We start from the raw sequence: 23,814 nt of genomic DNA, 5'->3' as shown, positions 1-23,814 counted from the left end.
CTTCGCTGTGAGTGTGGGGGATCTGGTGGTTCCGTCCGGGGGCGGCCCTTGCCATGGTGGGGGCATGACAAGGACCGGGCCGACGGGCCGCCCGCTCGCGCCGGGCGGTCCGCCGGTGGCCCGCAGTCAACCTACGGTCCGTCGGGAGCGGCCGCGATGGACGTGATCCGGGGATCGTGGTGATTTCCTCCGACCCTCGTCCGGAACTCCCCCGGCGTCATCCCGGTCTCCCTGCGGAAGAACCGGCAGAAGTACGCCGGATCGCCGAAACCGGCCTCCCTGGAGACCTGGCGCACCGTCAGTTCGGTGCAGGCCAGCAGGCGTTTGGCCTCCAGCGTCTGCTGCTGGCGGATCAGCCGGCCCGGGGTGCGGCCGGTCGCCTGCTTGACCGTCGCCTGCAGGTGGCCCGGGGAGACGCCCAGCTCGTGCGCGCAGGAGGCGACCGAGCGCTGCACTCCGCCCGGGGTGGCGATCAGCCGGGTGAAGGCGGCCGCGAGGTCCCCGGTGCGGCCGGGCAGTCCGCCCCCGCCGCCGGGCGAACAGGCCCGCAGGGCACGCACGATGAGGATGTGCAGGCTGGCCCGCAGCACGCCCGGGTAGCCGGCCGGCCTGGCCCGGTACTCGGCCTCCATGTCCGCCAGCAGCCCGGCGATCGGCGCGGCGTGCTCCCCCAGCCGCACCGCCGGGCGGGAGGCCAGGGTGCGCAGCGCGGAGCGGTCCTGCGGATGATCCAGCAGGAAGTCCTCGTTGAACAGCACGACCTGTCCGACGAGGTCGTCCGCGTCCGCCCAGTAGTGCACCTGACCGGGGGCGATCACGCACAACTGCGGGGGCTGCACCGGCCGCTGGACCAGGTCCAGGACGTGGGCGCCGCGCCCGCCGGTGAGGAAGACGATCTCGTAGAAGGAGTGCCGGTGGGGGAAGCCGGCCCGGGAGAGCGGGCCGATGGCGTCGAAACTGCCGATCGCGAACGGGAGCAGATGCGGCAGCGGGACCTGGAGGCGGTGCAGCGGCAGGTCCAGGTGGGGGGTGGTCCGTCGCTCGTCCATCGTCGCAGTGTGCTGCCCGCACGGCACACCGGTCCAGACCATTACCGGCTGAGCGGGCCGCTGCTCCGTCGGATCGAGGGCTCGAACCGCCTTCGAACCCTCGGCTCGGCGGGCCGCCCGGCCGTCAGATCGGCGGCCAGGGGATGGACGGCCAGTCCTCGGAGGGCAGCGGGTGGGTGCCGGTGGCGAGCAGCGCGGCCACCCGGGCGCGGGCGGCGTCCAGTTCGGCGGCGGTCAGGTGCGGGGCCAGCCGCTCCCCCAGCGCCCCGTCCAGCCGCTCGGCCAGCCCGGTCAGCACGGCGGTCGCCTCGGCGGGCAGCGGCTGCCCGGCCCAGCCCCACAGCAGGGTGCGCAGCTTGCCCTCGGTGTTGAAGGTGACGCCGTGGTCGATGCCGTAGAGCCGGCCGTCGGCGGCCGGGATCAGGTGGCCGCCCTTGCGGTCGGCGTTGTTGAGGACGGCGTCCAGCACCGCCAGCCGGCGCAGCCGCGCGTCGTCGGGGTGGACCAGCAGCGCGGTGCGGCCGTCGCCGACCTCGGCGCGGACGATCGGCAGCCAGCCGTCCTCGGGGCCGCGCGGGTCCTGCAGCGCGAGCAGCGGGGCGGCGTCCGGGTCGGGCTCCACCCACAGCTGCACCATGCCGGGGCCGTGCGGGCCCTCGCGCAGCACGGTCGGCGGCACCAGGCCCCAGCCGGTGGCGGCGGACAGCTCGTACGCGGCCACCTCGCGGCCGGCCAGGGTGCCGTCCGGGAAGTCCCAGAGCGGCCGCTCGCCGGCCACCGGCTTGTAGACGGCCTGCGCCGCACGGCCGTCGGCGGCGGTGACGGTGCAGTAGAGGGCGGCGTTGGAGGCGTCGGTGAGCCGGCCGTGCACGGTCAGCGCGCCCTCGCGCAGCAGTCGCAGCGCGGTGGGCGGGTCGGCGGCCAGGGCGGCGGCCTCGGCGGGGTCGGACCGCGGCGGCTCCGGCGGGTCGGCGGGCCGGGCGGTCGGCGTGTTCAGCGCCGGTACCCGTTCGCGCGCGGGCACAGGTGGCCCTCCGGGTCGAGCGGCAGGTTGCAGAACGGGCAGGGCTTGCGGCCGGCCGCGACGAGGTCCAGCGCCCGCTTGGCGAACACCCGGGCCATCGCGCCGGAGAGCCGCACCCGGAGCATGTCGGGGCCGTTCTCGTCGTCCTCGAAGACGGCGGCGCCCTCGCCCTCGCCCTCCTCGTCCTCGACCAGCGCCTGGGCCTCGACCACCAGGCAGCTGTCCACGGCGTCCCAGGCGAGCGCCATCGTGCCGACCCGGAACTCCTGCTCCAGCGGCAGGTCCAGCGGCGCGGTGTCGAGCAGGTCCTGCGGGGCGCTGGCCGGGATGGTGGCCTCGCCGCCGCTGCGGCGCAGCGCCTCGTCGAGGACCTCGTCGATCCGCTCGGCGAGCGCGGCGACCTGGGTCTTCTCCAGCAGCACGCTGGTGATCCGCCCACGGGCGCTGGCCTGCAGGTAGAACGCCCGGGCGCCGGGCTGGCCGACGGTGCCGGCCACGAACCGTTCGGGCTGGTCGTAGAAGAAGACCTGACGGGTCACGCTCTCGCTCCGGGTCGTATCGATCGTCGTGGGCGCCGGCGGACGCCGCTGGGGTCGGTCGGGGTCGGGGCTGGGTGGTCCGGGGTACCCGGGCCGGCGGCGCGGGGACCCACTGGTCACCCTACGACCTCCGGGGCCGCACCGGGGAGCCGAGCCCCGGGCCGGGGCCGGACGGGGCCGGGCGGACGGCTCAGGCCGCGCCGGTGGAGCCGCCGACCACCGCGTCCCCGGCGGGCCCGCCCGGGCGCCCGCCCGGGCCGGCCGGCCGCGGGGCGAGGGCGGCGAGGTCGCCGGTGTCGCCCATCCGCAGCACGAAGGGCCGGCGCGCGGTGTAGCGGATCGCGGTGACCGAGCACGGGTCGACGTTGATCCGCTGGAAGTGGTCGAGGTGCAGGCCGAGCGCGTCGGCCACCACCGCCTTGATCACGTCGCCGTGCGAGCAGGCGATCCAGACCGCGTCCTCGCCGTGCTCGGCGGCGATCTTCTCGTTCCACTCGCGGACCGCGCCCACCGTGCGGTGGCTCAGCTCGCGCAGCGACTCGCCACCGGGGAAGGCGGCCGCCGCGGCGTGGTCCTGGACGGTGCGCCACAGCGGCTCCTTGGCCAGCTCGGCCAGCGGCCGGCCGGTCCACTCGCCGTAGTGGCACTCGCCGAGCCGCTCGTCCAGCGCCGGGCCGGCCAGCTCGGGGCGGCCGGCCAGCAGCGGCTCCAGGGTCTGCCGGCAGCGCTCCAGCGGGCTGCTGACCGCCTGGACCAGCGGGACCGGGGCGAGCCGGGCGGCGAGCGCGGCGGCCTGCGCGCGCCCGGTGTCGTCGAGCTCCACCCCGGGCGTCCAACCGGCCAGGATTCCGGCGGTGTTCGCGGTGGAGCGGCCGTGGCGGACGAGCAGCAGGGTGGGCATGGGGCCTACCCTACGGCCTCCCGGGCCGGGCCGGGTCCGCCCGTGGATCCCGCCCGTGGATCCCGCCCGGGAGCCGGGCCGGGAGCGGGGCCGGGGCCGCGCCGGAGCGCCGGTACCGGGACGAAAGCCGTCGCGGCGGATGTTTCGCGACCGGCCGAGGGGCCACAATGGCCCGCATGATCGTCCATTGCGCCATCTACCGCGACGGCCGCCCGGTCGCGACGCCCGCGGACCCCGCCGGCAGCCTCGCCGCCGCGCGCGCGGCGGGCCCGGGCGGCTTCGTCTGGATAGGCCTGTTCGAGCCCACCGCCGAGGAACTCGACCGGGTCGGCGCCGAGTTCGGGCTGCACCCGCTGGCCGTCGAGGACGCCGTCACCGCCCACCAGCGCCCCAAGGTGGAGGCGTACCAGGGCTCGCTGTTCGTGGCGCTCAAGACCCTCGGCTACCACCCCGGCAGCCACGCGGTGACCGGCGGCGAGGTGATGGTCTTCGTCGGCGAGGACTTCGTGATGACCGTCCGGCACGGCACCGACAGCCCGCTCAGCGAGCTGCGCTCCCAGCTGGAGCAGCGGCCGGAGGTGCTCAGGTACGGCCCGAGCGCCGTGCTGCACTCGGTCTGCGACACGGTGGTGGACGGCTACGTGGACGTGGCCGTCGGCATCCAGGCGGACCTCGACGAGCTGGAGGCGGACGTCTTCTCGCCCGGCCGGGTGAGCAGCGACGTCGCCGGCCGGATCTACGGCTACAAGCGGCAGCTGGTGACCGCCCGCCGGGCCACCGGGCCGCTGGTCGAGCCGATGATGCGGCTGGAACGCGGCGGCGTGCCGTACGTGCGGGCCGAGGCGCTGCCGTACCTGCGGGACGTCTCCGACCACCTGGCCCGCGCCAACGACCAGGTGGAGGGCATGGACCGGCTGCTGTCGGACATCCTGTCGGCCAACCTGGCGCAGGTCAGCGTGCAGCAGAACAACGACATGCGGAAGATCTCCGCCTGGGCGGCGCTGGCCGCCGTGCCGACGATGATCGCCGGCGTGTACGGCATGAACTTCCAGGACATGCCCGAGCTGCGCCAGCCGTGGGGCTACCCGGCGGCGCTCTCGCTGATGGCGGTGGTCTGCGTGGTGCTGCACCGGGTGTTCAAGCGGCACGACTGGCTGTAGCGCCGCCGGTCGTAGCGCCGCCCCCAGGTGTCCACCGGGGGACGGCGGCCGCCGGGGCCCGTCACGCCAGGCCGGCGCGCTCCAGGGCCTCGACGCCGGTGCGCAGCGCCGTGATCCGCTCGTCCAGCGTGAAGCCGGCCGGGGCGAGGGTGAGCGTGGTGACGCCCGCGTCGGCGTAGGCCTGCATCCGGTCGGCGATCCGGGCGGTGTCGCCGATCAGCGAGGTGGCGTCGATCAGGTCGCGCGGGACGGCGGCGCCGGCGCCCGCGTAGTCCTTGGCCAGGTAACGCTCCTGGACCTCGTCGGCGGCCCGCTCGTAGCCCATCCGGCGGGCGAGCTGGTTGTAGAAGTTCTTCTCCTTGCTGCCCATGCCGCCGATGTAGAGCGCCGTGTAGCCGCGCTGGGAGTCGATGCCCGCCTCGATGTCCTCGCCGACGGCGATGGCGACGGTCGGGCAGACGTCGAAGCCGTCGAACTCCCTGCCGGGCTCGGCGCCGGCCTTGGCGCGGCCGGCCCTCAGCGGGTCGAGGGAGAGCGCGGCGTGCGCCGGGTCGAAGAAGATGCCGAGCCAGCCGTCGGCGATCTCGCCGGTCTGCTCCAGGTTCTTCGGGCCGATCGCGGCGATGTACAGCGGGATGTGCTCGCGCACCGGGTGCACGGTGAGCTTGATCGGCTTGCCGGGGCCGCCGGGCAACGGCAGCGTCCAGTGGGCGCCGTCGTGGACCAGCCGCTCCCGGGACATCGCCTTGCGGATGATCTCCACGTACTCGCGGGTGCGGGCCAGTGGCTTGTCGAACTTCACGCCGTACCAGCCCTCGGAGACCTGCGGGCCGGAGACGCCGAGGCCGAGCCGGAAGCGGCCGCCGGAGAGGGTGTCCAGGGTGGCGGCGGTCATCGCGGTCATCGCCGGGGTGCGCGCCGGGATCTGGAAGATGGCCGAGCCGACGTCGATCCGCTCGGTCCTGGCGGCGACGTAGGAGAGCACGGTGGCCGCGTCCGAGCCGTACGCCTCGGCGGCCCAGCAGACCGCGTAGCCGAGCCGGTCGGCCTCCTGGGCGACGGCGATGTTGTCGGCGTCCATGCCGAGTCCCCAGTAGCCGAGGTTGATGCCGAGTCGCATGGGCACTGCCTTCCAGTCCGGTTGCTCGTGAGCGCGACGACGCGTCCGGGCGACATGCTACTGGCCGGTAGCGGTGTTCCGGGTCACATTTCGACACCTGTCCGCCGCACCCCGGTCCGGCGCGGCCGACGGTGATCTTCCTGCGGGTCTGCGCACCTGCCCGGGCACCGGCCGCTACGCTCAGCCGACGTGGGGCGCCGCGTCCCACCTGCGGGTTTGTCCCGCGGGCACGCCGCCCCGCAGCGTTCCGCCACCGCACCTTCGGCCAGTGAGAGGGCCCGTCCGATGGAACAGCGTCACCTCGGCCGCACCGGGCTGCAGGTCTCCCGGCTCGGTCTCGGCACCATGACCTGGGGCCGCGACACCGACGAGCAGGAGGCCGCCGAGCAGCTCAAGGAGTTCGTCGACGCCGGCGGCAACCTCGTCGACACCGCCGACGTCTACGCCGACGGCGACGCCGAGTACCTGCTCTCCCGACTCACCGACGGCCTGATCCCGCGCTCCGACCTGGTCATCGCCACCAAGGCGGGCAGCGTGCCGGCCTCCGGCCGCCGGTTCGACGGCTCGCGCGGCCACCTGCTCGCCGCGCTCGACGCCTCGCTGCGCCGGCTCGGCACCGACTACGTCGACCTCTGGCAGGTGCACGCCTTCGACCCGGCCACCCCCGTCGAGGAGACCCTGAGCGCCCTGGACATCGCCGTCTCCTCCGGCCGCGCCCGCTACGTCGGGGTCTGCGACTTCAGCGGCTGGCAGCTCGCCAAGGCCGCCACCTGGCAGCACGCCCACCACGGCCGGGTGCCGCTGGCCGGGGCGCAGCTGGAGTACTCGCTGCTGCAGCGCGGCATCGAGCGCGAGGCGCTGCCGGCCGCCCGGGACGCCGGGGTGGGCCTGCTGGCCGGCTCCCCGCTCGGGCGCGGCGTGCTCACCGGCAAGTACCGGCACGGCCTGCCGCCGGACTCGCGCGGTGCCTCGCCCTACCTGTCCGGGTTCGTCCAGCCCTACCTCGGGGAACGCGCCCGGCGGATCGTGGACGCCGTCGCCACCGCCGCCGACGGGCTGGCCAGCAGCCCGCTGGCGGTCGCGCTCGCCTGGGTTCGGGACCGCCCCGGCGTGGCGAGCGCGCTGGTCGGGGCGCGGACCGTGGGACAGCTGCAGGCGGCGCTGTCGGTGGAGGCGCTTACGCTTCCGGAGGAGATCCGCGGTGCGCTCGACGACATCTCGGCGCCGGTCCACCGCTACCCCGACCAGGGGTGGAGCGAGCTGTAGCGGCCGCCCGCCCCCGCGACCCGAGCCTGCCCGAACCGACCGACCGCCGGCCCGGCCGCCCCGTGCGGCCCCGGACCGGCCCGACCCGGCCGACCGCCCGCACCACGGGGCGGGCGGCGCCCAGCATGTGGAGTTGAGCTTTTGTGGAGCGGACGATGACTGACGCGGAGAACGGCGCTCCGGAGGAGACCCCGGCGGGCTCGGGCGGCGACGGTGCGGCCGGCGGCGCGGGCGTCGTCCCCGGGCAGGCGTCGTCGCCGGACACGGCCGGGCAGGGCGCTTCCGACCAGGGCGCGGCGGTCGCCGGTGACCCGGCGGGTGCCGACCCGGCGGAACGGGCTGCGGCCGTCGCGGCGCTGGCGGAGCGGGTGCGCTCGGTCGGCCGGTCCGCCGGGGGCCCCGACGGCCCGGCCCCCGCGGGCGCGCCCGCGGGCGAGGCGGGCGCCGCCGGGGCCGACCGGCCGGTGACCGACGAGCAGCGGGCACAGGCGCTCAAGGCCACCGCCGAGGTGCTGACGGCGGGCGGCGCCCCGGCCACCCTGGCCGGCGCCGCCGTGGCGGCCTTCGGCGACGGCGCGGCCGAGCAGCTCCGCGATGACCCGTGGGCCGTGCTCACCCTGCCCGGCGTCCGCCCGGAGCACGCGGACGGCTTCGCCCGCGGCCTGCTCGGCGCGCAGGCCGGGCCGGGCGACCCGCGGCGGGCCCAGGCGCTGGTCGGCTGGCTGCTGGAGCAGGCGGCGCTGCGCGGCCACTCGGCCCTGGAGATCGGCGAGGTGACCGCCGGGCTGGAGCGCCTCGGTGTGCCGGACTCCGCCGCCGCCGTCCAGGCCGCCGTGCTCGACGGCCGGGCGATGCCGTTCCAGGAGGAGCTCACCGGCGCCGAGGCGCACACGGCGGGCGGGGACGACGAGGACGAGCCGCCGACCCGCACCCTGCTCGCCCTGGAGCGGCTGGCACTGGCCGAGGAGAGCCTGGCCGACGGCCTGGTCCGGCTGATGTCCACCTTCGTCCCCGGCGAGGACCTCGCGGAGGACCTCACGGAGGACCTCACGGAGGACGCCGACGAGGGCACCCACGACGGCACCGGGGCCGAGGCCGAGGCCGAAACTGACGCCGACGGGGACGCCGACACCGAGGCCGGCCCGCAGGCCCCCGAAGCCGCCGCGGAGGCGCCCGCCGCCCCCGGGCCGGCCGCCTGGGAGGCCGCCGCGGCCGCCGCCCCGTCCTCCTCCGCGACCGCCCTCGTCCGGGCCGCCGCCGAGAGCGCACTCGTCCTGCACACCGGCGGTGAGGCCGCCCGCGCCGAACCGGCCGCCCTGCTGGCCGCCGCCACCGGCCTCGGCCTGCGGGCCTGGGCGGCCACCTGGACCGACCACGGCCGGGCCGCCTTCGCCGCGCTCGCCCCGCTCTCCGACGCCCCCGCCGGCGCGCCCGCGCCCGTCGCCACGCTGGCCGAGCTGCTCGCCGGAGCGGCCGGCCCCGGCCGGTCCGCCGACGGCACGCTCGCGCTCGACCTGCTGATCGTCCTGGACGCCCCGCTGCTGGACGTCGAGCTGGCCGCCACCCTGCTGGAGTCGCTGGCCGACGGCACCCGTCTGGTGCTCAGCGGCGACCCGGGCCAGCTCTGGTCGGCCGGCCCCGGCCGGTTCTTCGCCGACCTGCTGGCCGCCAAGGCCTGCCCGGCCGTCGCCTCCCGCACCCCCGACTTCGGCCCGATCGGCGAGCTGGTCTCGGGCGTCGGCATCGGCGAGCTCCAGCCGGTCGAGGCGCCCGACAAGGAGGTGGTCATCCTGACCGCCAAGGACGCCGGGGAGGCCGTCCACCGCGCCGTCCAGCTGCTCACCGACTCGATCCCGCGCGCCCTCGGCATCCCGTCCGAGCAGGTCGTCCTGCTCACCCCCGGGCACGGCGGCGGGGCCGGCACCCGCGCGCTGAACGCCGCCGCCAAGGCCCGGCTCAACCCGGGCCCGGGCCGGTTCGGCGGCTTCGACCCGGGCGACCGGGTCGCCGACTCGCCCGCGCCCGGCCACACCAGGCTCGCCCGGGTGCTGGACGGTGACGCCACCGGTCTGCACCTGGAGTACCCCGACGGCACCCGCCGCACCGTCGCGCCCGCCGAGGCCGGAAAGCTGCGGCACGGCTGGGCACTGACCGTCCACCAGGCGGTCGGCCGCCGCTGGCCGGGCGCGGTGGTGGTGGTGCCGGAGGACGCGGCCGCGGCACTCACCCGGCAGTGGGTGTACACGGCGTTCGGCCGCGGCGAGCGCCACCTCTCGGTGGTCCACTCCGCCGGCCCGGCGCTCCCGCAGGCCGTCGCCGGGCGCCCGGCCGCACCCCGCACCACGCGGCTGCGCGCGATCCTCGCGGAGAACGCGGCCGAGTCCTACTGACCGGCGCCGTCCGCGCCGGGAACGTCCGAAATCATGCGCCCCGGCGGACGCTCGGGCCCGGGGCACTCCGCCCCGGGCCCGCCGACGGGTCAGTCGTCGGGGTCCTCGTCGTCGTAGACCTCGCTCACGTCGAAGCGGCAGATCAGCAGCTGCGGATCGGCGTGCTCGAACGGCTCCGGCAGCCACTCCCCCGGCTCGCTCGGCTCGGCGGCCGCCACCCAGAGCGTGGAGTCGGCCTCCTCCAGCCCGAACTCCTCGCTGCGGGCGGCGATCTCGTCCGGCTCGAACTCGCCGAACAGCACGCCGATCGCGGCGTTCACCCCGCCGCCTTCCGAGCCCCCGCCCGGGGTCAGCGAGTCGTCCAGCCGCTCGGCCTGGGCGCGCAGCCGCTTCGGGTCGACGACGTGGTAGTCGCGGCGGATCAGCACGCTGATCGCCTCGGGCTGTTCGGGGCCGTGGTACCCGCCCGGACCCTCGTCACCGGGGACCTCGAAGGGGGTGACCTCGTCGTAGACCTCGTACAGGAGTTGGTCGTACGCGATGGCCGCCGTCGCCAGCTGCTCGTAGGCGGTGGACACAGCGGAATCGTCCGCTGCGCTCTGGCTCGACACCGCTTCCAGATGACGGTCGATGGCGGCCTTGACCGCCTCGGCGGCGGCGCGTACCTCGGCAATGGTGGGCTGCGCGGCATCAGACATGGTGCAGACGCTATCTCCCCTCGGTGCCGGTACGCACAGCGGTTGTCACCTACACCCGCGATTTCACCGCAACTTCCCCCGCGATGTCCGTTCCGCGTGGGTCTGTCCCCCGGGGTGCCGGACGGCGGCGTGCGCCGGGCGCCCGCGCACGCGGTCCGCGCGGGCCGTCCGGGTGCCGCTTCGCGCGGCGCGCCGGGGGTATGTCCTCCCCAGGAGCAAAGGAACTGATGCGCTGTCAGTGCGGAGCGGGCCGGGCGGCCGGAAATACCCGGGCCCGCTGTCGGAGGCAGGCCGTAGGCTTGCCCGCAGGTGTCCCTCAGGAGGAGCGTTTTGACCCCACCGAAGCCGGTCCGGCAGCCGGAGTACGAGTACCAGTCGCTGCGCATGCCGCGCGGAACGTCCCGCAACGCGGCACGCCAACTGCTCACCGATCACGCCGAGTACGGGCACTGGGAACTGGACAGGCTCCGCCTGCTGCCGGACGGCAGCCGCACGGTGCTGCTGCGCCGGCGGATCATCCGGCAGGTCCGGAGCTGGTGACGGCGGGCGCGCGGCGGGTCGACCCGCCGCGCGCCCGGCGTGTCCGGTGTGCCCGGTGCGCCGTGGAGGCTCAGCGGGCGCCGGCGCGGGCGCGGCGGTAGAGGACGCCGCCGCCGATCAGCAGGGCCAGGCCGGCCGCACCGAGCAGCTCGGTGTTGCCGGCGCCGGTGGCGGCCAGCTGGTGGTCGGCCTCCGCGACGGCCGGGCCGGCGTGCGCGGCGGCCGGACGCACCGCCGGGGCGGCCTGCTGCGGGGCGGGGGCCGCCGACGGCGCGGTCGGCGCGGCCTCGGTCGGACCGTTGCCGCCCCGGGGGGTGCCCTGGGTGCCCTCGTGGTCGCTCGGGGCGGCCGGCGGCGGGGCGCTGTGCGGCGCGTGCTCCTCCGGCGGGCAGTCCTCCTGCGGCGCGGCGGGCTTGCTGGGCGCCGGGGCGGCGACGTTGGCGCAGTTGTTGCCGTAGGCCGGGTTGAGGGCGCCGACCACGTCGATCGAGTTGCCGCAGGCGTTGACCGGGACGTGCACCGGGGCCTGGACGCTGTTGCCGGAGATCACTCCGGGCGAGCCGGTGGCCGTCCCGGCGGCCGTCGCGCCCGACGCCGCCGTGCCCGCGGCGGCGCCGGCCGCCCCCGAACCGGCCTGGCCGCCACCCGCCTGGCCGCCGCCCGCCTGGGCACCGCCGGCCTGGGCACCGCCCGCGCTCGCGCCCGCTCCGCCGGACTGGCCGCCGCCGGTGTGGGCGCCGCCCGCGCTCGCGCCGCCCGACTGGGCGCCGCCGACGTGCGCGCTGCCGCCGGGGTGGCCGGAGACGTTGGCGCACTTGTTGCCGTAGGACGGGTTCAGCAAGCCGATCACGTCGACCGTGTTGCCGCAGGCGTTGATCGGCACCTCGATCGGCACCTGCACCGAGTTGCCGGAGGCGACACCCGGCGAGCCTGCCGCGACACCCTCCGCGCCGGCGCCCGCGTAGGCGTAACCGGCGGTCGAGGCCAGCACACTGCCGGTGGCCACGGCCGTGAGGAGCCCCTTCTTGGCTGCGTTCCTCATATTTTCCCCTGACATTTCGAGACGACATGACGACCTCCCGAAAGTCGGAATTTCCGAATAAGCGGGGAGGTCCTCGGCTGCAACGGAGAGAACGAAGGAATCCACGAGGAGGTTGGCCGGTTCCACGCCCATTCACCCTTTCGAGGGATCTCACGGGCCGGACGCGGGGCGGTCCGGAAAAACAAGCGCCCCCGGCACGACGCGCACGCCGTCCGGGGGCCCGGCTCAACGACCGACGTGGGCTCAGACGTTGAAGCAGGTGTTGCCGAACGCCGGGTTCAGCACACCGATCACGCTGATGGTGTTGCCGCAGACGTTGACCGGGATGTGCACCGGAATCTGGATCTGGTTGCCGGACAGCACGCCCGGGGAGCCGGCGGCCACGCCCTCGGCACCGGCCCCGCCGTGGGCGGAGGCGACACCGGTGGCGGCGAGCACCAGGCCACCGGCGGCAGCGGTCACGGCGGCGATCTTCTTGATCTTCATCATTCCTCCTGTATGAACACCCGGAAATCGGTTCCGGGCCGTCACAGGAAGGAACGACGTTGCGGCAGACGGGGTACGGACCGGACGCCCGCTTCACCCAGACCGGTGATACTACGAACAGGAAATCGATCTGTCAGAACGGCGATGGCCCACCCCCGGAGGCTCCGGGAGCGGGCCGTCGCCGGGCGCTCAGCAGGCGTCGATGAACCGGTCCAGTACCCGCACGCCGAACTTCAGGCCGTCCACCGGCACCCGCTCGTCCACGCCGTGGAACATCCCGGCGAAGTCCAGCTCCGGCGGCAGCTGCAGCGGCGCGAAGCCGAAGCAGCGGATCCCGAGGTCCTGGAACGACTTGGCGTCCGTACCGCCGGAGAGGCAGTACGGCACCGCCCGGGCGATCGGGTCCTCGGCGCGCAGCGCGGTCTGCATCGCCTCGACCAGGGCGCCGTCGAAGCCGGTCTCGATCGCCTTGTCCGAGTGCAGGCTCTCGCGCTTCACGCGCGGGCCGAGCACGCTGTCCAGCTCGGCCAGGAACTCCTCCTCGTAGCCGGGCAGGAAGCGGCCGTCCACGTGCGCGGTGGCCTGGCCGGGGATCACGTTGACCTTGTAGCCGGCGCCGAGCATGGTGGGCTGGGCCGTGTTGCGCAGCGTGGTGCCGATCATCTTGGCGATGCCGCCGAGCACCCGCAGCGTCTCGTCCATGTTCTCCGGGTCGAGCTCGACGCCCAGCGCGTCCGACAGCTCGTCCAGGAAGGCCCGCACGGTCTTGGTGATCCGCAGCGGGAACTGGTGCCGCCCGAGCCGGGCCACCGCCTCGCACAGCTCGGTGATGGCGTTGTCGTCGTTCTCCATCGACCCGTGCCCGGCCCGGCCCTCGACCGTGAGCCGCATCCAGTGCATGCCCTTCTCGGCGGTCTCCACCAGGTAGAGCCGGGTGCGGTCGTTGACCGTGAAGGAGAAGCCGCCGACCTCGCCGATCGCCTCGGTCACGCCCTCGAAGAGGCCCGGGTGCTTGTCCACCAGGTAGCGGGCGCCGTAGGTGCCGCCCGCCTCCTCGTCGGCCAGGAAGGCCAGCACCAGGTCCCGCGGGGGCTTGCGGCCGGTGCGCAGCCGGTCGCGGACGACCGCGAGGGTCATCGCGTCCATGTCCTTCATGTCGACCGCGCCGCGGCCCCAGACGCAGCCGTCCGCGATCTCCCCGGCGAACGGGTCGTACGTCCAGTCCGCGGCGTTGGCGGGCACGACGTCGGTGTGCCCGTGGATCAGCAGGCCCGGACGCGAACGGTCCTCGCCCTCGATCCTGACCACGGTGGACGCCCGCCCCTTGGCCGACTCGATGATCTGCGGCTCCAGGCCGAACTCGGCGAGCTGCTCGGCCACGTACTCGGCCGCCTTCCGCTCCCCCGGGCCGGAGCCGTCGCCGTAGTTGCTGGTGTCGATCCGGATCAGATCGCGGCAGAGGTCGGCGACCTCGGACTCACCCGTCACCTTCGGCGCCGCCGCCCGCTCCGCCGACTCGCTCCGCTCGCTCACGGTCACTCCTCGTCTCCAGCCCGCACCGGCGCCCCAGCGCCACCCCCGGGACCTCCGCCCGGGCCGCACGAGCACGTCCGACCATCCTCTCCCAGCCCCCGACCCGGATCCACCCCCCGGATACGCGGCGACACGCCGCCGCAACCTGCGCTCCCCGTCCGGAGCCGTTTTGGGACCGGCAGCGGATCACTGCTACAGTTACATCTGTCAGCGCGGCCGACGAACAGAAGGAAGCCGCGAGGACAACACCCCGTCCGGGTGGCGGAATGGCAGACGCGCTAGCTTGAGGTGCTAGTGCCCTTTATCGGGCGTGGGGGTTCAAGTCCCCCCTCGGACACCGCTGAGCGGGCCAGGAGAAATCCTGGCCCGCTTTTCGTGTTGCCCTCCGCCCTTTTCTGCCCGGACTGTTTCCCGTCGGCGCACCATTTGTACGCCCTTGGTCCCTGTTCGGCTGCCGTGACCTGAGGTTTACTTTGTCGGCGCCGCCCTCCCGGGGGTGACGCCGACGGGGGTGTCCAGGCCGGTTCGATGGGAAGGGGGGGCGTTCCGTGGGGAACCTCCCGGATGGGTCGTATGCCGTTGACGGGCGCGGAGCCGCGCAGGTGTGCATCATCGGCGCGGGGCCGGCGGGTCTGGCCGCCGCGCACGCGCTGGCGGTGCGGGGCGTCGACTTCGTCTGTCTGGAGAAGGCTCCGGAGGTCGGCGGGATCTGGCGCAAGCCCGGTGCCGGGGAGCACGGGCCGGGTTACCGGTCCCTGCACCTGAACACCGCGAAGGAGCTGACCGGCTACGCCGCGTTCCCGATGCCGGACTCCTTCCCGACCTATCCCCGGCACGACGAGATGGCCGCCTACCTGCGGGCCTTCGCCGAGTGGGCGGGCCTGCCACCGCGCATCGAGTTCGGCACCGAGGTGCTGTCGGTCCGGCAGGACTTCGACGGATCCTGGCTGGTGGCTTCCCGGGACGCGAACGGGGTCGCCGGCACGAGGCGCTTCGCGCGGGTGGTCGTCGCCTCGGGCGCCAACGCGGAGCCGCTGCTGCCTGATCCGGTGCCGGCCGGCGCCGGGTCCTTCACCGGCCGCATGCTGCACGCCGTCGATTACCAGGAGGGCGCCGAGTTCCGCGGCCGGCGGGCGGTCGTGGTGGGCCTCGGCGCCTCGGCCGTGGACATCGCCGCCGACCTCTCCCGGCACGCGGCGGCGACCGTGCTCTCGGTGCGCCGGGGGCTGCACGTCGTCCCGAAGCAGCTCTACGGCATATCGTGCGACGTGATCGCCGAGTCGCCCTGGTTCACCGCGATGTCGCTGGCCGAGCGGCGCGAGTACATCGAGCAGGCCCTGCTGGTGGCCCGGGGCCGGCTGTCGGACTACGGGCTTCCCGAACCCGACCATCCGATCTTCTCCTCCGCGGTGACCGTCTCGGACGAGATCTTCAGCCGGATCCGGCACGGCGCGGTGATCCCCAAGCCGGGGATCGACTCCTTCGAGGGGAACCTGGTCCGGTTCACCGACGGGTCCGCGGTGGAGGCCGACACGGTCGTCTGGTGCACCGGCTACCGGATGTCCTACCCGTACCTGCCCGCCGACTGCCCGGTCGGCCCGAGCGGACGGGTGGAGCTGTACCGGCGGATCGTCGCGCCCGACCGGCCGGGCCTCTACTTCGTCGGCCTGATCCGCCCGGTGGGGGCCATCACCCGGGCCCTGGAGGCCCAGGCGCACTACGTGGCCCGGCTCATCGGCGGCGAGGAGGCACTGCCGTCCGGGGACGTCATGCACAAGGAGATCGACGACTACCTGACCGGCATCGCCGCGCGCTACGGGCAGGGGCTCGGCGCCTCGATCCAGATCGACGTGGTGCCGTACGTGCAGGAGTTCCGCACGCAGTAGCCCCTGCCCGCGCGCCGGCGGGGTCAGCCGGTCGGCGGCCGGACGCTGTAGGCCTCCGCGGAGAGGTACACGGTGATCCGCGGCGGCAGGCCCCGCTGGTGGGCGAGCGCCAGGTAGGCGATCAGCCCGACGCCGTCCTGCGGCCGCCGCCCGGTGAGGGAGGGCAGGGCGCGCAGGAGCGGGGCCGGGTCCATGCCGTGCCGGCCGAGCAGGGCCACCGCCCGGTCCAGGGCCTCGCCGTCGTGCCGGGCGTAGTCCCGCACCGGGACGTGCAGGGTGAAGCCGCTCGGCCGGTCGGCCGCCGCGTCGGTGAAGACGTGGCAGGACAGCACGGGCAACCCGGAGAGCCGGGCGTCGCCGTCCGTCGTCCCGGCGGCCGTCGCCGCGAAGTGCCGGAGCTCGGCCGCCGTCGGCCCGTCGGCCGTCCGGGGCAGCTCTCCGGCCTCGGCGGCCGGCAGGCCGGGGTGACGGACGTAGACCTTGACCCGGGGCTGCTCCCAGTCGCCGAGGTCCAGGGCGAGGAACGGGTAGCCGTCGCCCGGCGGCAGGGCCGCGAACGCCTGCGGGAGGCCGAGCCGCTCCAGCGCCTCGCGCAGCGTTTCGGCCGCCCGGGCGGGGCCGCGGGCGGCGGGGTTCAGGTACACCTTGACCCGGGGGACGCCGCCGGGGCGAAGCTCCAGGGCACACCACAGGGCCAGCGGCCCGTGCGGGGAGGCCGGCAGGAAGAGGTCCTCCACCTTGTCCAGCCAGGCGGCGGAGAACCCCCAGCGGCGGGACATGGCGCGGACGGTGTCCAGTCCGGCGCGGCCGTTCTCCTCCAGGGTCCCGCTGCCGCAGCCCGGCTCCAGCAGCACCCGCAGGTCGGGCGCGCCGTCGGGTCGGAAGGAGAGCGAGTACTCCACCGGCGTGTGGTCGTCGGACAGGAAGGTCCGACCGGACGGCGGCAGGTCCAGCCGCCGTCCGGCCTCCGGCCCCAGGGCCTCGACGAGGACGTCCTGGTAGGTCCGGGCGTCCTGCTCGCCGAGGCCCGCGACCTCGCACAGTCCCCGCAGCTGGCGCGCGGTGAACTCCCCGAGCGTCGGCACGCCCGGTCTTTCGGCTGTGCCGCTCACTTGGCGAGCCAGGTCAGGAAGGAGCTCCACAGCCCGCGCTCCTTGCGGGCTCCGGTGCTGTGCTCCTCCCGGGCGGGTGCGGCTGCCCGGGCCGCGGCGGGCCTGGGTGCCTCCTGGACCGGGGTGAACCGGGTCGGCAGGGCGGACAGCGCCCGGCTGAACGGGCCCGGACGCCAGGTCAGGCTGTCCGCCGGCACCGCGAGTTCGATGTCGGGCAGCCGGTTGAACAGGTTCTCGATGGCCGTCACGGTGATGTGCCGGGCGGGCTCCTTGGAGGGGCAGGCGTGCGGGCCCGCGCTCCACGCCAGATGGGCCCGGTTGCTTCCGGCACCGCCGGTGTTGGCGGCCGCGATGCTGACCAGCACCAGGTCGCCGGCGTTCAGCTTCGTGCCGGCGAACTCCATGTCGGCCGCGGGGTAGTGCGGCGCGTAGTTCGTCAGCGGCGGGTTGCCCCACAGCGTGTCGTCGAGCGCCTCGGCGATCAGGCCGCCCTTGTGGGCGTACTGGTCGTGGGTGAGCAGCCGGTGCAGGGTGTTGCCGATGAGGTTGCGCAGCGGCTCGGCGCCCGCGCCCAGGAGCAGCGCGAGCTGGTGGACCATCTCCTCGTTGTCCAGGCCGGCCTCGTGCTGCATCAGCCAGGAGGTGACGTCCTCGCCGGGCCTGGTCCGCTTGAGGGCCACCAGGTCGGCCGCGGCCTGCATCAGGACGTCGGCCGCCCGGGCGGCGTTGACGCCGTCGAACATGCCGGAGATGCCGAACAGCACCCGGTCGCCGATGTCGGCCGGGCAGCCGAAGAGCTCGTTGAAGACGAACAGCGGCAGCTGCTTGGAGTACTCGCCGACCAGGTCGGCCGAGCCGCGCGCGCTGAACTGGGCGATGAGGTAGTCGGAGATCTGCCCGATGCGCTGGGTGAGCCGGCGGGTGTCTATTCGGGCGAGGCTGTCGGTGACGGCCTGGCGCAGCCGCAGGTGCTCGACCCCGTCGCTGAACATGCAGTTGGCCCGGTAGGCCAGCAGCGGCAGGACCGGGCTGTCGGCGGGGACCCGGCCCTCGTTGAGGTCCCGCCAGCGGCGCGAGTCCTTCCGGAAGGCGGCCGGGTCCTGCAGCAGCTGCAGCGCGGCGGTGTAGTCGGTGACCAGGGTGGCCTCGACGCCCGGGGAGAGTTCGACCTGCGTGGTCGCCCCGAAGTGGCGCATGTAGGCGTAGTAGGCCTGCGGGTCGGCCGCGAACTGCGACCCGTACAGGGGTATCCGTTCGCCGCTGCCGTGGGCGGGGCACCCGGGCGGGGGCACGAGTGCGGTGGACTCAGCGTCCATGTCTGCTCCTAGTGGACACGGTCCAGCAAGTGACGGACCAGTCTGATCAATGCTTCGGCGGAGGACTTCTCGTCGCGGGCGTCGCAGGTGACCACGGGGGTGTCGTCCAGCAGGTCCAACGCCTCCCGCAGGGCGGCCTCCTGGTAGACCGGCGTGCCGTCGAAGCGGTTGACGGCGATCGCGTAGTCGAGCCCGTACTGCTCGATCAGGTCGATCACGGCGAAGGAGTCCGCCAGCCGGTCGGGGTCGACCAGCACCAGCGCGCCGAGCGCGCCGCGTGCCATGTCCTCCCACATCTGCACAAAGCGCAACTGCCCGGGGGTCCCGAACAGGTACAGCACGACGCGGTCGCTGAGGGTCAGTCGGCCGAAGTCCATGGCGACGGTCGTGGTGGTCTTGCTCCTGACCCCCTTGAGGTCGTCGACCGCCTCCCCGGCCCGCGTCATGGTCTCTTCGGTGGACAGCGGGGTGATCTCGGAGATCGAGCCGATGAAGGTGGTCTTGCCCACCGCGAAGTGCCCGACGACGAGGATCTTCACGGCGGTCTGGTTGGCTCCGTCGCGGACGTAGGCCCGCTCATCCAAACTTGGCCTCAAGTCCATTCAGCACCTCCTGAAGGATGCGCGTGTCCACCAGGGAGGCACGCGCGACGGGCGGCCGCACGAGAAGGTAGCCGCCTTCACTGAGGGCCGAGAGAAGGATCCTCACCACGCCCAGGGGCAGCCGGGTGTGTCCGGCGATCTCGGCCACCGTGAGGTAGCCCGCGGCACATAATTCGAGCAGGCCCTGCTCCTCGGGGGAGAGCCGTCGGGTGGGGCGCTGCTGCTCGTCGCCCGCCGCCGTGACCAGCGTGACCAGGGAGAGCTGCTCGTCGTCCGGCAGCCCCCGGCCCTTGGTGATGACGTACGGTCTCACCAAGGGCGGGGCAGCGTCGGGGCCGTGCTCGCCACGGCTCGTCATGGGCGCACGCCGAGGTTCTCGCGCGGGGGCGCCATGAGCGCCTTGCCGAGCTGTCCGACGAGCTGCTGCATCCGGAAGGTGATGTCCGCCATGTCGACGTCCGGGGAGGCCGAGACGCCGAGGTAGGCGCCCTGGCCGGCGGAGATGAGGAAGACCCAGCCTCCGTCGAACTCCACCAGGGTCTGCCGCCACTGCTGCTGGGAGCCGTTGCAGAAGAAGGCGAGCGAACGGCTCAGCGACTGCACTCCGCTCATCCCGGCGGCGACCCGGTCCGCGTCGTCCTTGCCGATCTCCCTCGTCCGGGCCATCAACAGGCCGTCCGCGGATATCAGGACCGCGTGCAGGGCACCGGGGATCTCCAGGGCACTGTCAAGCATCCATGACAGGTCGTTGTTCACGGGTACTCATGTCCTTCACTACTTGCAGCGGTTGGGCTGCTCGTCGTCTCCGCGGCGTCCGGACTCGTCGCCCGGCCGGACTGGGTGCCTCGCTGGAAGGCGCCCATGATCGCCGCCGTCTCCGCGCCGGAGCGGACCGGCGTCCCGGGGGCCGGTGCGCCGAAGGGCTGACCGAAGCCCTGGCCGAAGCCCTGGGCGTCGGCGGCGACCGGCTCGGCCGGCACGACGGACATCGGCCGCTTGCGGCGCCGCTTCGGCAGGCCGTCGGCGCCGGTCGCGGCCGCGACCGGCGCGGCCTCGAACGGGTTGCGGGCCGTCTCGGCGCCGCCGGGGCCGGCCTCCGTCGGCCGCTGCTCCGGCATGGCGGTGAGGAGTTCGTGCGGCAGGAGGAGAACCGCGCGCACACCGCCGTAGGGCGAGGAGGAATCCACCGAGGCCTCGAAACCGAAACGCTCGCTGAGCACGCCGGCCACCGCGAAACCGAACTGCGGCGGGTTCCCCAGCGAGGAGACGCCGGAGACCCGCTCGGTCGACAGCAGCTTGTCCGCCCGGCTGCGCTCCTCGTCGTTCATGCCGATACCGGCGTCGTCGACGACGATGCAAATGCCCTTCGGCACGGTGCGGATATTGATTTCCACCATCGTGTCGGGGCTGGAATAGCTGGTAGCATTGTCGAGCAGTTCGGCGAGCACCAGCGCCACCGGTTCGACGGCCCGGCTGGTGATTCCGTAATTGACCTGGGAAAGAATCTCGACCCGCCGGAAATGCCGGATCCGGCCCTGCGCGCTGCGGACCACGTCGTAGATCGACGCCACCTCGCGCTGCCGGCCCAGCCATCCGTCGCACAGGACGGCGATGGACTGGGCACGCCGGCCGAACTGCGAGTTCGTGTGGTCGATCTCCAGGAGGTCCTCCAGGATGACCGAGTCGCCGTACTTGTTCTGCAGCCGGGAAATGACCAGCTGCTGTTCGGCGGCGAGGCCCTGAAGGGTTCGCATGGCGGACTTGAGAACCGTTTTGGTCTCTTCGTCGGCGCGCACGTGAGCCGCCTCGACGGATTGCGAGAAGTCGCTCTCCAACGCGGCGTAGTGGGCTCTGAGCGCGTCGGAGTCCTGTCGCGCCGACGCTGCCGCCCTGCGCTGGAGGACAATGACGGCGATTGCGCCGAGGAGGACGACGAGAAGAGCCCAGAGAATGGGGTTCTGCAGGGAATGCGTCATAGGACTCTCTTCAGGAGAGTGGCGGCCAGCTGCTGATTTACCGTCAAAGCAGGGGTGGGCCGGCGGGCGTCCGCGCCGGGGTCACCGCCCGAACCGCCCCTGGTGATTCCGTCTCACACCCGCCCGATCCCCCCGGCAAGCGCCGTGATCATATCATCGGATGAAACGCCCCTTCACAGCCCGCCACCAGGGACGTCCAGTTGACGTGCGCTCAGTTCGCCCAGCAACGAACGCCGCCCCGGGGACACTGCGACGCCCATTCGACCAGACCATGACACGGCGGGCAAACGCGCTGCTCCCGCCGCCGGAGGAACGCGGCCGCCCGGTGGCCGGGTTCAGCGCGGCGGGGCCGCCGGGGCGGGCGCCCGGCCCGTCCGCCGTGCGGCGAGACCGCGGACCAACTCGCCGACGACAAACGCCGTCACGGCTGTGACCAGCAACAACGGGAGCAGGTTGGACGCCTGGGAGCCCAGCAGGGCGGTCGCCAGCACCGTACTGGTGACCGGCAGGCGGGTGACCGCCGTGCTGGCGGCGGCGAGTCCGACGGCCAGCCCCGGCGCGGTGCCGAAACCGGGCAGCGGAGCGCAGGCCAGGCCGAGGGCGGCGCCGATCAGCACCGCCGGGAAGATCGGCCCACCGCGCAGACTGCCCAGCGCGACACCCCAGGCCGCCGCCTTGCAGAGGGTCAGCATCAGCAGCGCGAACACCGACCAGGCCGCCGGGTCCGCGGCGAGCGTGCCCAGGGTCGCCTGGCCGGAGAGCGCCGCCTCCTGCGGCGAATGGCCGGTCAGCAGCGCGTAGGCGGAGATGCAGGCGCCGACCGCGACGGCGCACAGCACGGTGCGCGCCCCCGTCCGCCGCGCGGTCGGGGGCGCCGCGGCACGCTCGGGATCGCCGATGGTGAACACCTTGACCCGCCGGCCCAGCGTCTGCGCCACCACGCAGACCACGGTGACAGCGCCGGCGACCGGTACGCCCCACAGGAAGTCGCCCGGATCCGGGACCCCGCTGTGCGGTACCGAGGGCAGCGAGAGCGCGCCGATGGACAGCCCCGTCCAGTGGCCGAAGCCGGTGAAGACCAGCGCGCCGACCCCGCTGGCCAGCAGGCAGGGCATGATCAGCAGCAGCAGCCGCGGACCGCCGAGGCCGGCCGCCTCGATCATCATCACGGCGGCCACCAGCGGGCTGCCGAAGATGGTGGAGATCGCCGCCGTCGAACCGGCCGCGCCGAGCACCGGCACCAGCTGCGGCCGCGCCGTCCGGCGGGCCGGGCGGACGGCGAGCAGCGCCAGCCCGCCGCCCATCGCCATCAGCGGGGCCTCCGGACCGAGCACCACGCCGAGCGGCAGACCGACGAGGGCGGCGAGGACGACACCGGGCACGGCCTTCGGCGGGGACGGCGGCCCGCCCAGGCCGTCCACCGGGACGTGGCCGCCGCGGCCGGGCAGCCGGGTGATCACCGGGACGATCAGCAGGCCGGCCAGCAGCAGCGCGGGCAGCGGCCACCACCAGGGCGCGCGGTCGTGGCCGAGGGCGTCCGGCAGGCTCTCCCAGATCCAGTGCTGGAGTTGGTGCTCCAGGCCGACGAACCAGAAGGCGGCCAGCGAGACCGGGACACCGACCAGGGCGGAGATCAGCAGCAGGCCCAGGTAGCCCTTGGTCAGCAGGACCTCGCGCAGGGCCGCCGGGGCGGGCACCTCGGCGGGGCCGGTCGCTCCGGCGGGGGCGGTCCTGGGGGCAGGCCCGGTCGTCGGGTCGTCACCGCCGCTCGGTCCGGCGCTCGGCTCCGGCATCGTCCGCCTCCGTCGCGTTCCCGCGCCGGTCCGGCTCCGGCCGCGTGCTGCGACCGAGTCTCGCCCGCGCCCGCGGGGCCCGCACGTAACCGCCGGTGCGACTGCGCGCCGCTTGCGCCGTCGGGGTGAGTGGCGGCGCGGGCCGCGGGGGCGGGTCAGTCCCGGTGGACCTGCCGGGAGTCGCCGAGGGCGCTCTCGATGCCCTGCACCATCCGCCACAGCGGCGCCCGGCGGCTGGCGACCAGGACCACGACGTCGTCCTGCTCCCCCGCCCCGGCACCGTCGGCCGCACCGCCACCGCCGCCGGGCCGCTCGCTCCAGGTGTCGGTGACGAAGGCCATCGCGCGGTCCACCTCGGCCACCCAGTCGCTCTCGCCGCCCGAGCGCAGCCAGGTGCGCAGGGCGTGGTTGTGCGCGGCGACCACGGCGGCGGCGACCACGTCGGCCCGCAGCGGCCCGTCCGGGCGTTCGGCGAAACGGCCGCGCAGGTAGTGCGCGAGGGTGTGCTCGTAGCGCCAGACCACGGACAGCTCGTAGGCGCGCAGGCCGGGGACCTTGCGGGTGAGCCGGTAGCGCTGGACGGAGAAGGACGGCTGCTCGGCGTACATCCGCAGGACGAGCCGGGCGGCGTCGCCGGCGTGCCGGACCGGGTCCTCCTCGCCGGTGCCGGATTCGAGGAACTCCGTCATGTCGGCGAGGCCGCGCTCGTGGTCGGGGAAGACCACGTCCTCCTTGGCCGGGAAGTAGCGGAAGAAGGAGCGCCGGCCGACCCCGGCCAGCGAGACGATGTCGTCGATCGTGGTCTGCTCGAAGCCGCGCTCCAGGAAGAGCTCGAAGGCGGCGGCTACCAGCGCCTCGCGCATCGCGGGCTTCGGGTGCCCGTCGTTCATGGGCTGGTCCTGCTCTTCCTTCTCGCTCATTCTCCGGAACATAGCATCGGCCCCCGGCACCCGGACCGGGCCGCGGACGGCCGGCCCGGGTGCGTGCGGGGGTTGGGGTTACGGCAGGTTGCGGGCCATCACGATGCGCTGGATCTGGTTGGTGCCCTCGTAGATCTGCGTGATCTTCGCGTCCCGCATCATCCGCTCCAGCGGATAGTCCCGGGTGTACCCGTACCCACCCAGCAACTGCACCGCGTCCGTCGTGATCTCCATCGCCGCGTCCGACGCGAAACACTTCGCCGCCGCACCGAAGAACGTCAGATCACCATCACCCCGCTGCGACCGCGCCGCCGCCGCATACGTCAACTGACGCGCCGCCTCCAGCTTCATCGCCATGTCCGCCAACATGAACTGCACACCCTGGAAGTCACCGATCGGCTTCCCGAACTGCCGCCGCTCGCGCACATACCCCTTCGCGTAGTCCAACGCCCCCTGCGCGA

General features: G+C 74.2%; 23 protein-coding genes and 1 tRNA gene. 6 read left to right on the top strand and 18 right to left on the bottom strand.

Annotated features, from left to right (window positions below):
* Nucleotides 1–131 precede the first annotated feature (131 nt).
* The 4 genes from ACFU9E_RS28120 to ACFU9E_RS28105 form a co-directional block, all read right to left on the bottom strand.
* Nucleotides 132–1,049 (bottom strand): AraC family transcriptional regulator, encoded by a 918-nt coding sequence (locus tag ACFU9E_RS28120; RefSeq protein ID WP_380686282.1) that lies wholly within the window; start codon nucleotides 1,047–1,049, stop codon nucleotides 132–134.
* 124 nt (nucleotides 1,050–1,173) lie between these two features.
* The gene (locus tag ACFU9E_RS28115) at nucleotides 1,174–1,974 is read right to left on the bottom strand and encodes an SCO1664 family protein (protein WP_380686286.1); all 801 of its coding nucleotides are present in this window, start codon (nucleotides 1,972–1,974) and stop codon (nucleotides 1,174–1,176) included.
* Between the two features lie 68 nt (nucleotides 1,975–2,042).
* Nucleotides 2,043–2,612, bottom strand: a complete 570-nt coding sequence (locus ACFU9E_RS28110) for a DUF3090 domain-containing protein (protein WP_380686281.1) — start codon at nucleotides 2,610–2,612, stop codon at nucleotides 2,043–2,045.
* A 190-nt stretch (nucleotides 2,613–2,802) separates the two neighbouring features.
* Nucleotides 2,803–3,513 (bottom strand): MSMEG_4193 family putative phosphomutase, encoded by a 711-nt coding sequence (locus ACFU9E_RS28105; RefSeq protein ID WP_380686279.1) that lies wholly within the window; start codon nucleotides 3,511–3,513, stop codon nucleotides 2,803–2,805.
* A gap of 167 nt (nucleotides 3,514–3,680) precedes the next feature.
* On the opposite strand from ACFU9E_RS28105, the gene ACFU9E_RS28100 reads away from it, so the two are divergent.
* Nucleotides 3,681–4,673: a magnesium and cobalt transport protein CorA gene (locus tag ACFU9E_RS28100; RefSeq protein ID WP_380686277.1), complete on the top strand. Its 993-nt coding sequence runs from the start codon at nucleotides 3,681–3,683 to the stop codon at nucleotides 4,671–4,673.
* 61 nt (nucleotides 4,674–4,734) lie between these two features.
* On the opposite strand, the gene ACFU9E_RS28095 is transcribed toward ACFU9E_RS28100, so the two are convergent.
* Entirely contained in the window at nucleotides 4,735–5,793 is a 1,059-nt protein-coding gene (locus ACFU9E_RS28095; protein WP_380686275.1) for an LLM class F420-dependent oxidoreductase, read from the bottom strand.
* 285 nt (nucleotides 5,794–6,078) lie between these two features.
* Here ACFU9E_RS28095 and ACFU9E_RS28090 point away from each other — a divergent pair, with 285 nt between their 5' ends.
* Complete coding sequence (locus ACFU9E_RS28090; protein ID WP_380686273.1) at nucleotides 6,079–7,059, top strand: aldo/keto reductase; 981 nt, start codon at nucleotides 6,079–6,081, stop codon at nucleotides 7,057–7,059.
* Nucleotides 7,060–7,214: 155 nt separating this feature from the next.
* Nucleotides 7,215–9,449, top strand: coding sequence for a helix-hairpin-helix domain-containing protein (locus tag ACFU9E_RS28085; RefSeq protein WP_380715447.1), 2,235 nt, complete (start codon nucleotides 7,215–7,217; stop codon nucleotides 9,447–9,449).
* An 89-nt stretch (nucleotides 9,450–9,538) separates the two neighbouring features.
* On the opposite strand, the gene ACFU9E_RS28080 is transcribed toward ACFU9E_RS28085, so the two are convergent.
* Complete coding sequence (locus ACFU9E_RS28080; protein WP_380690383.1) at nucleotides 9,539–10,147, bottom strand: hypothetical protein; 609 nt, start codon at nucleotides 10,145–10,147, stop codon at nucleotides 9,539–9,541.
* Between the two features lie 330 nt (nucleotides 10,148–10,477).
* Here ACFU9E_RS28080 and ACFU9E_RS28075 point away from each other — a divergent pair, with 330 nt between their 5' ends.
* Nucleotides 10,478–10,687, top strand: coding sequence for a DUF5703 family protein (locus tag ACFU9E_RS28075; protein ID WP_355372383.1), 210 nt, complete (start codon nucleotides 10,478–10,480; stop codon nucleotides 10,685–10,687).
* Nucleotides 10,688–10,757: 70 nt separating this feature from the next.
* On the opposite strand, the gene ACFU9E_RS28070 is transcribed toward ACFU9E_RS28075, so the two are convergent.
* The 3 genes from ACFU9E_RS28070 to ACFU9E_RS28060 form a co-directional block, all read right to left on the bottom strand.
* Nucleotides 10,758–11,729, bottom strand: coding sequence for a chaplin (locus tag ACFU9E_RS28070; RefSeq protein WP_380686061.1), 972 nt, complete (start codon nucleotides 11,727–11,729; stop codon nucleotides 10,758–10,760).
* A gap of 243 nt (nucleotides 11,730–11,972) precedes the next feature.
* On the bottom strand, nucleotides 11,973–12,218 hold the full coding sequence (locus ACFU9E_RS28065; protein WP_380686058.1) for a chaplin: 246 nt from the start codon (nucleotides 12,216–12,218) through the stop codon (nucleotides 11,973–11,975).
* 186 nt (nucleotides 12,219–12,404) lie between these two features.
* Nucleotides 12,405–13,748 carry a M20/M25/M40 family metallo-hydrolase gene (locus tag ACFU9E_RS28060; protein ID WP_355372376.1) on the bottom strand — a complete coding sequence of 448 codons (1,344 nt, stop codon included), beginning with the start codon at nucleotides 13,746–13,748 and terminating at the stop codon, nucleotides 12,405–12,407.
* 252 nt (nucleotides 13,749–14,000) lie between these two features.
* Here ACFU9E_RS28060 and ACFU9E_RS28055 point away from each other — a divergent pair.
* Together ACFU9E_RS28055 and ACFU9E_RS28050 are read left to right on the top strand one after the other, a co-directional pair.
* A tRNA-Leu gene (locus ACFU9E_RS28055) sits at nucleotides 14,001–14,085 on the top strand.
* A gap of 265 nt (nucleotides 14,086–14,350) precedes the next feature.
* Entirely contained in the window at nucleotides 14,351–15,634 is a 1,284-nt protein-coding gene (locus tag ACFU9E_RS28050; protein ID WP_380686056.1) for a flavin-containing monooxygenase, read from the top strand.
* A gap of 23 nt (nucleotides 15,635–15,657) precedes the next feature.
* Here ACFU9E_RS28050 and ACFU9E_RS28045 read toward each other — a convergent pair whose 3' ends face one another.
* From ACFU9E_RS28045 to ACFU9E_RS28005, 9 genes are all read right to left on the bottom strand, one after another.
* The gene (locus tag ACFU9E_RS28045; protein ID WP_380686054.1) at nucleotides 15,658–16,719 is read right to left on the bottom strand and encodes a tryptophan dimethylallyltransferase family protein; all 1,062 of its coding nucleotides are present in this window, start codon (nucleotides 16,717–16,719) and stop codon (nucleotides 15,658–15,660) included.
* A 23-nt stretch (nucleotides 16,720–16,742) separates the two neighbouring features.
* Nucleotides 16,743–18,062 carry a cytochrome P450 gene (locus ACFU9E_RS28040; protein WP_380686052.1) on the bottom strand — a complete coding sequence of 440 codons (1,320 nt, stop codon included), beginning with the start codon at nucleotides 18,060–18,062 and terminating at the stop codon, nucleotides 16,743–16,745.
* Between the two features lie 8 nt (nucleotides 18,063–18,070).
* Nucleotides 18,071–18,664 carry an ATP/GTP-binding protein gene (locus tag ACFU9E_RS28035; protein WP_350572322.1) on the bottom strand — a complete coding sequence of 198 codons (594 nt, stop codon included), beginning with the start codon at nucleotides 18,662–18,664 and terminating at the stop codon, nucleotides 18,071–18,073.
* Nucleotides 18,639–19,022, bottom strand: a complete 384-nt coding sequence (locus ACFU9E_RS28030) for a DUF742 domain-containing protein (RefSeq protein WP_380686049.1) — start codon at nucleotides 19,020–19,022, stop codon at nucleotides 18,639–18,641. The genes ACFU9E_RS28035 and ACFU9E_RS28030 overlap by 26 nt, the downstream gene beginning before the upstream one ends.
* Nucleotides 19,019–19,420, bottom strand: coding sequence for a roadblock/LC7 domain-containing protein (locus ACFU9E_RS28025; protein ID WP_380686047.1), 402 nt, complete (start codon nucleotides 19,418–19,420; stop codon nucleotides 19,019–19,021). The genes ACFU9E_RS28030 and ACFU9E_RS28025 overlap by 4 nt, the downstream gene beginning before the upstream one ends.
* On the bottom strand, nucleotides 19,417–20,640 hold the full coding sequence (locus ACFU9E_RS28020; RefSeq protein ID WP_380715445.1) for an ATP-binding protein: 1,224 nt from the start codon (nucleotides 20,638–20,640) through the stop codon (nucleotides 19,417–19,419). Before ACFU9E_RS28020 ends, ACFU9E_RS28025 begins: the two co-directional genes overlap by 4 nt.
* Nucleotides 20,641–20,975: 335 nt before the next feature.
* Nucleotides 20,976–22,433: a chloride channel protein gene (locus ACFU9E_RS28015; RefSeq protein WP_380689095.1), complete on the bottom strand. Its 1,458-nt coding sequence runs from the start codon at nucleotides 22,431–22,433 to the stop codon at nucleotides 20,976–20,978.
* A 155-nt stretch (nucleotides 22,434–22,588) separates the two neighbouring features.
* Nucleotides 22,589–23,353: a TetR family transcriptional regulator gene (locus ACFU9E_RS28010; protein WP_380689097.1), complete on the bottom strand. Its 765-nt coding sequence runs from the start codon at nucleotides 23,351–23,353 to the stop codon at nucleotides 22,589–22,591.
* A gap of 78 nt (nucleotides 23,354–23,431) precedes the next feature.
* Nucleotides 23,432–23,814, bottom strand: a 383-nt coding sequence (locus tag ACFU9E_RS28005; protein ID WP_380689099.1) for an acyl-CoA dehydrogenase family protein, incomplete at its 5' end; no start/stop codon positions are given.

Source organism: Kitasatospora sp. NPDC057595 (genome assembly GCF_042800875.1).
Lineage (GTDB): Bacteria > Actinomycetota > Actinomycetes > Streptomycetales > Streptomycetaceae > Kitasatospora.
This window is presented reverse-complemented; position numbering and strand designations above follow the sequence as displayed.

Coding starts and splice junctions, on each gene's coding strand:
- ACFU9E_RS28120 (WP_380686282.1), bottom strand. CDS start 1,049: ATGGACGAGCGACGGACCACCCCCCACCTGGACCTGCCGCTGCACCGC.
- ACFU9E_RS28105 (WP_380686279.1), bottom strand. CDS start 3,513: ATGCCCACCCTGCTGCTCGTCCGCCACGGCCGCTCCACCGCGAACACC.
- ACFU9E_RS28100 (WP_380686277.1), top strand. CDS start 3,681: ATGGCCCGCATGATCGTCCATTGCGCCATCTACCGCGACGGCCGCCCG.
- ACFU9E_RS28095 (WP_380686275.1), bottom strand. CDS start 5,793: ATGCGACTCGGCATCAACCTCGGCTACTGGGGACTCGGCATGGACGCC.
- ACFU9E_RS28090 (WP_380686273.1), top strand. CDS start 6,079: ATGGAACAGCGTCACCTCGGCCGCACCGGGCTGCAGGTCTCCCGGCTC.
- ACFU9E_RS28085 (WP_380715447.1), top strand. CDS start 7,215: ATGACTGACGCGGAGAACGGCGCTCCGGAGGAGACCCCGGCGGGCTCG.
- ACFU9E_RS28080 (WP_380690383.1), bottom strand. CDS start 10,147: ATGTCTGATGCCGCGCAGCCCACCATTGCCGAGGTACGCGCCGCCGCC.
- ACFU9E_RS28070 (WP_380686061.1), bottom strand. CDS start 11,729: ATGAGGAACGCAGCCAAGAAGGGGCTCCTCACGGCCGTGGCCACCGGC.
- ACFU9E_RS28065 (WP_380686058.1), bottom strand. CDS start 12,218: ATGATGAAGATCAAGAAGATCGCCGCCGTGACCGCTGCCGCCGGTGGC.
- ACFU9E_RS28040 (WP_380686052.1), bottom strand. CDS start 18,062: ATGGACGCTGAGTCCACCGCACTCGTGCCCCCGCCCGGGTGCCCCGCC.
- ACFU9E_RS28035 (WP_350572322.1), bottom strand. CDS start 18,664: ATGGACTTGAGGCCAAGTTTGGATGAGCGGGCCTACGTCCGCGACGGA.
- ACFU9E_RS28030 (WP_380686049.1), bottom strand. CDS start 19,022: ATGACGAGCCGTGGCGAGCACGGCCCCGACGCTGCCCCGCCCTTGGTG.
- ACFU9E_RS28020 (WP_380715445.1), bottom strand. CDS start 20,640: ATGACGCATTCCCTGCAGAACCCCATTCTCTGGGCTCTTCTCGTCGTC.
- ACFU9E_RS28015 (WP_380689095.1), bottom strand. CDS start 22,433: ATGCCGGAGCCGAGCGCCGGACCGAGCGGCGGTGACGACCCGACGACC.
- ACFU9E_RS28010 (WP_380689097.1), bottom strand. CDS start 23,353: ATGAGCGAGAAGGAAGAGCAGGACCAGCCCATGAACGACGGGCACCCG.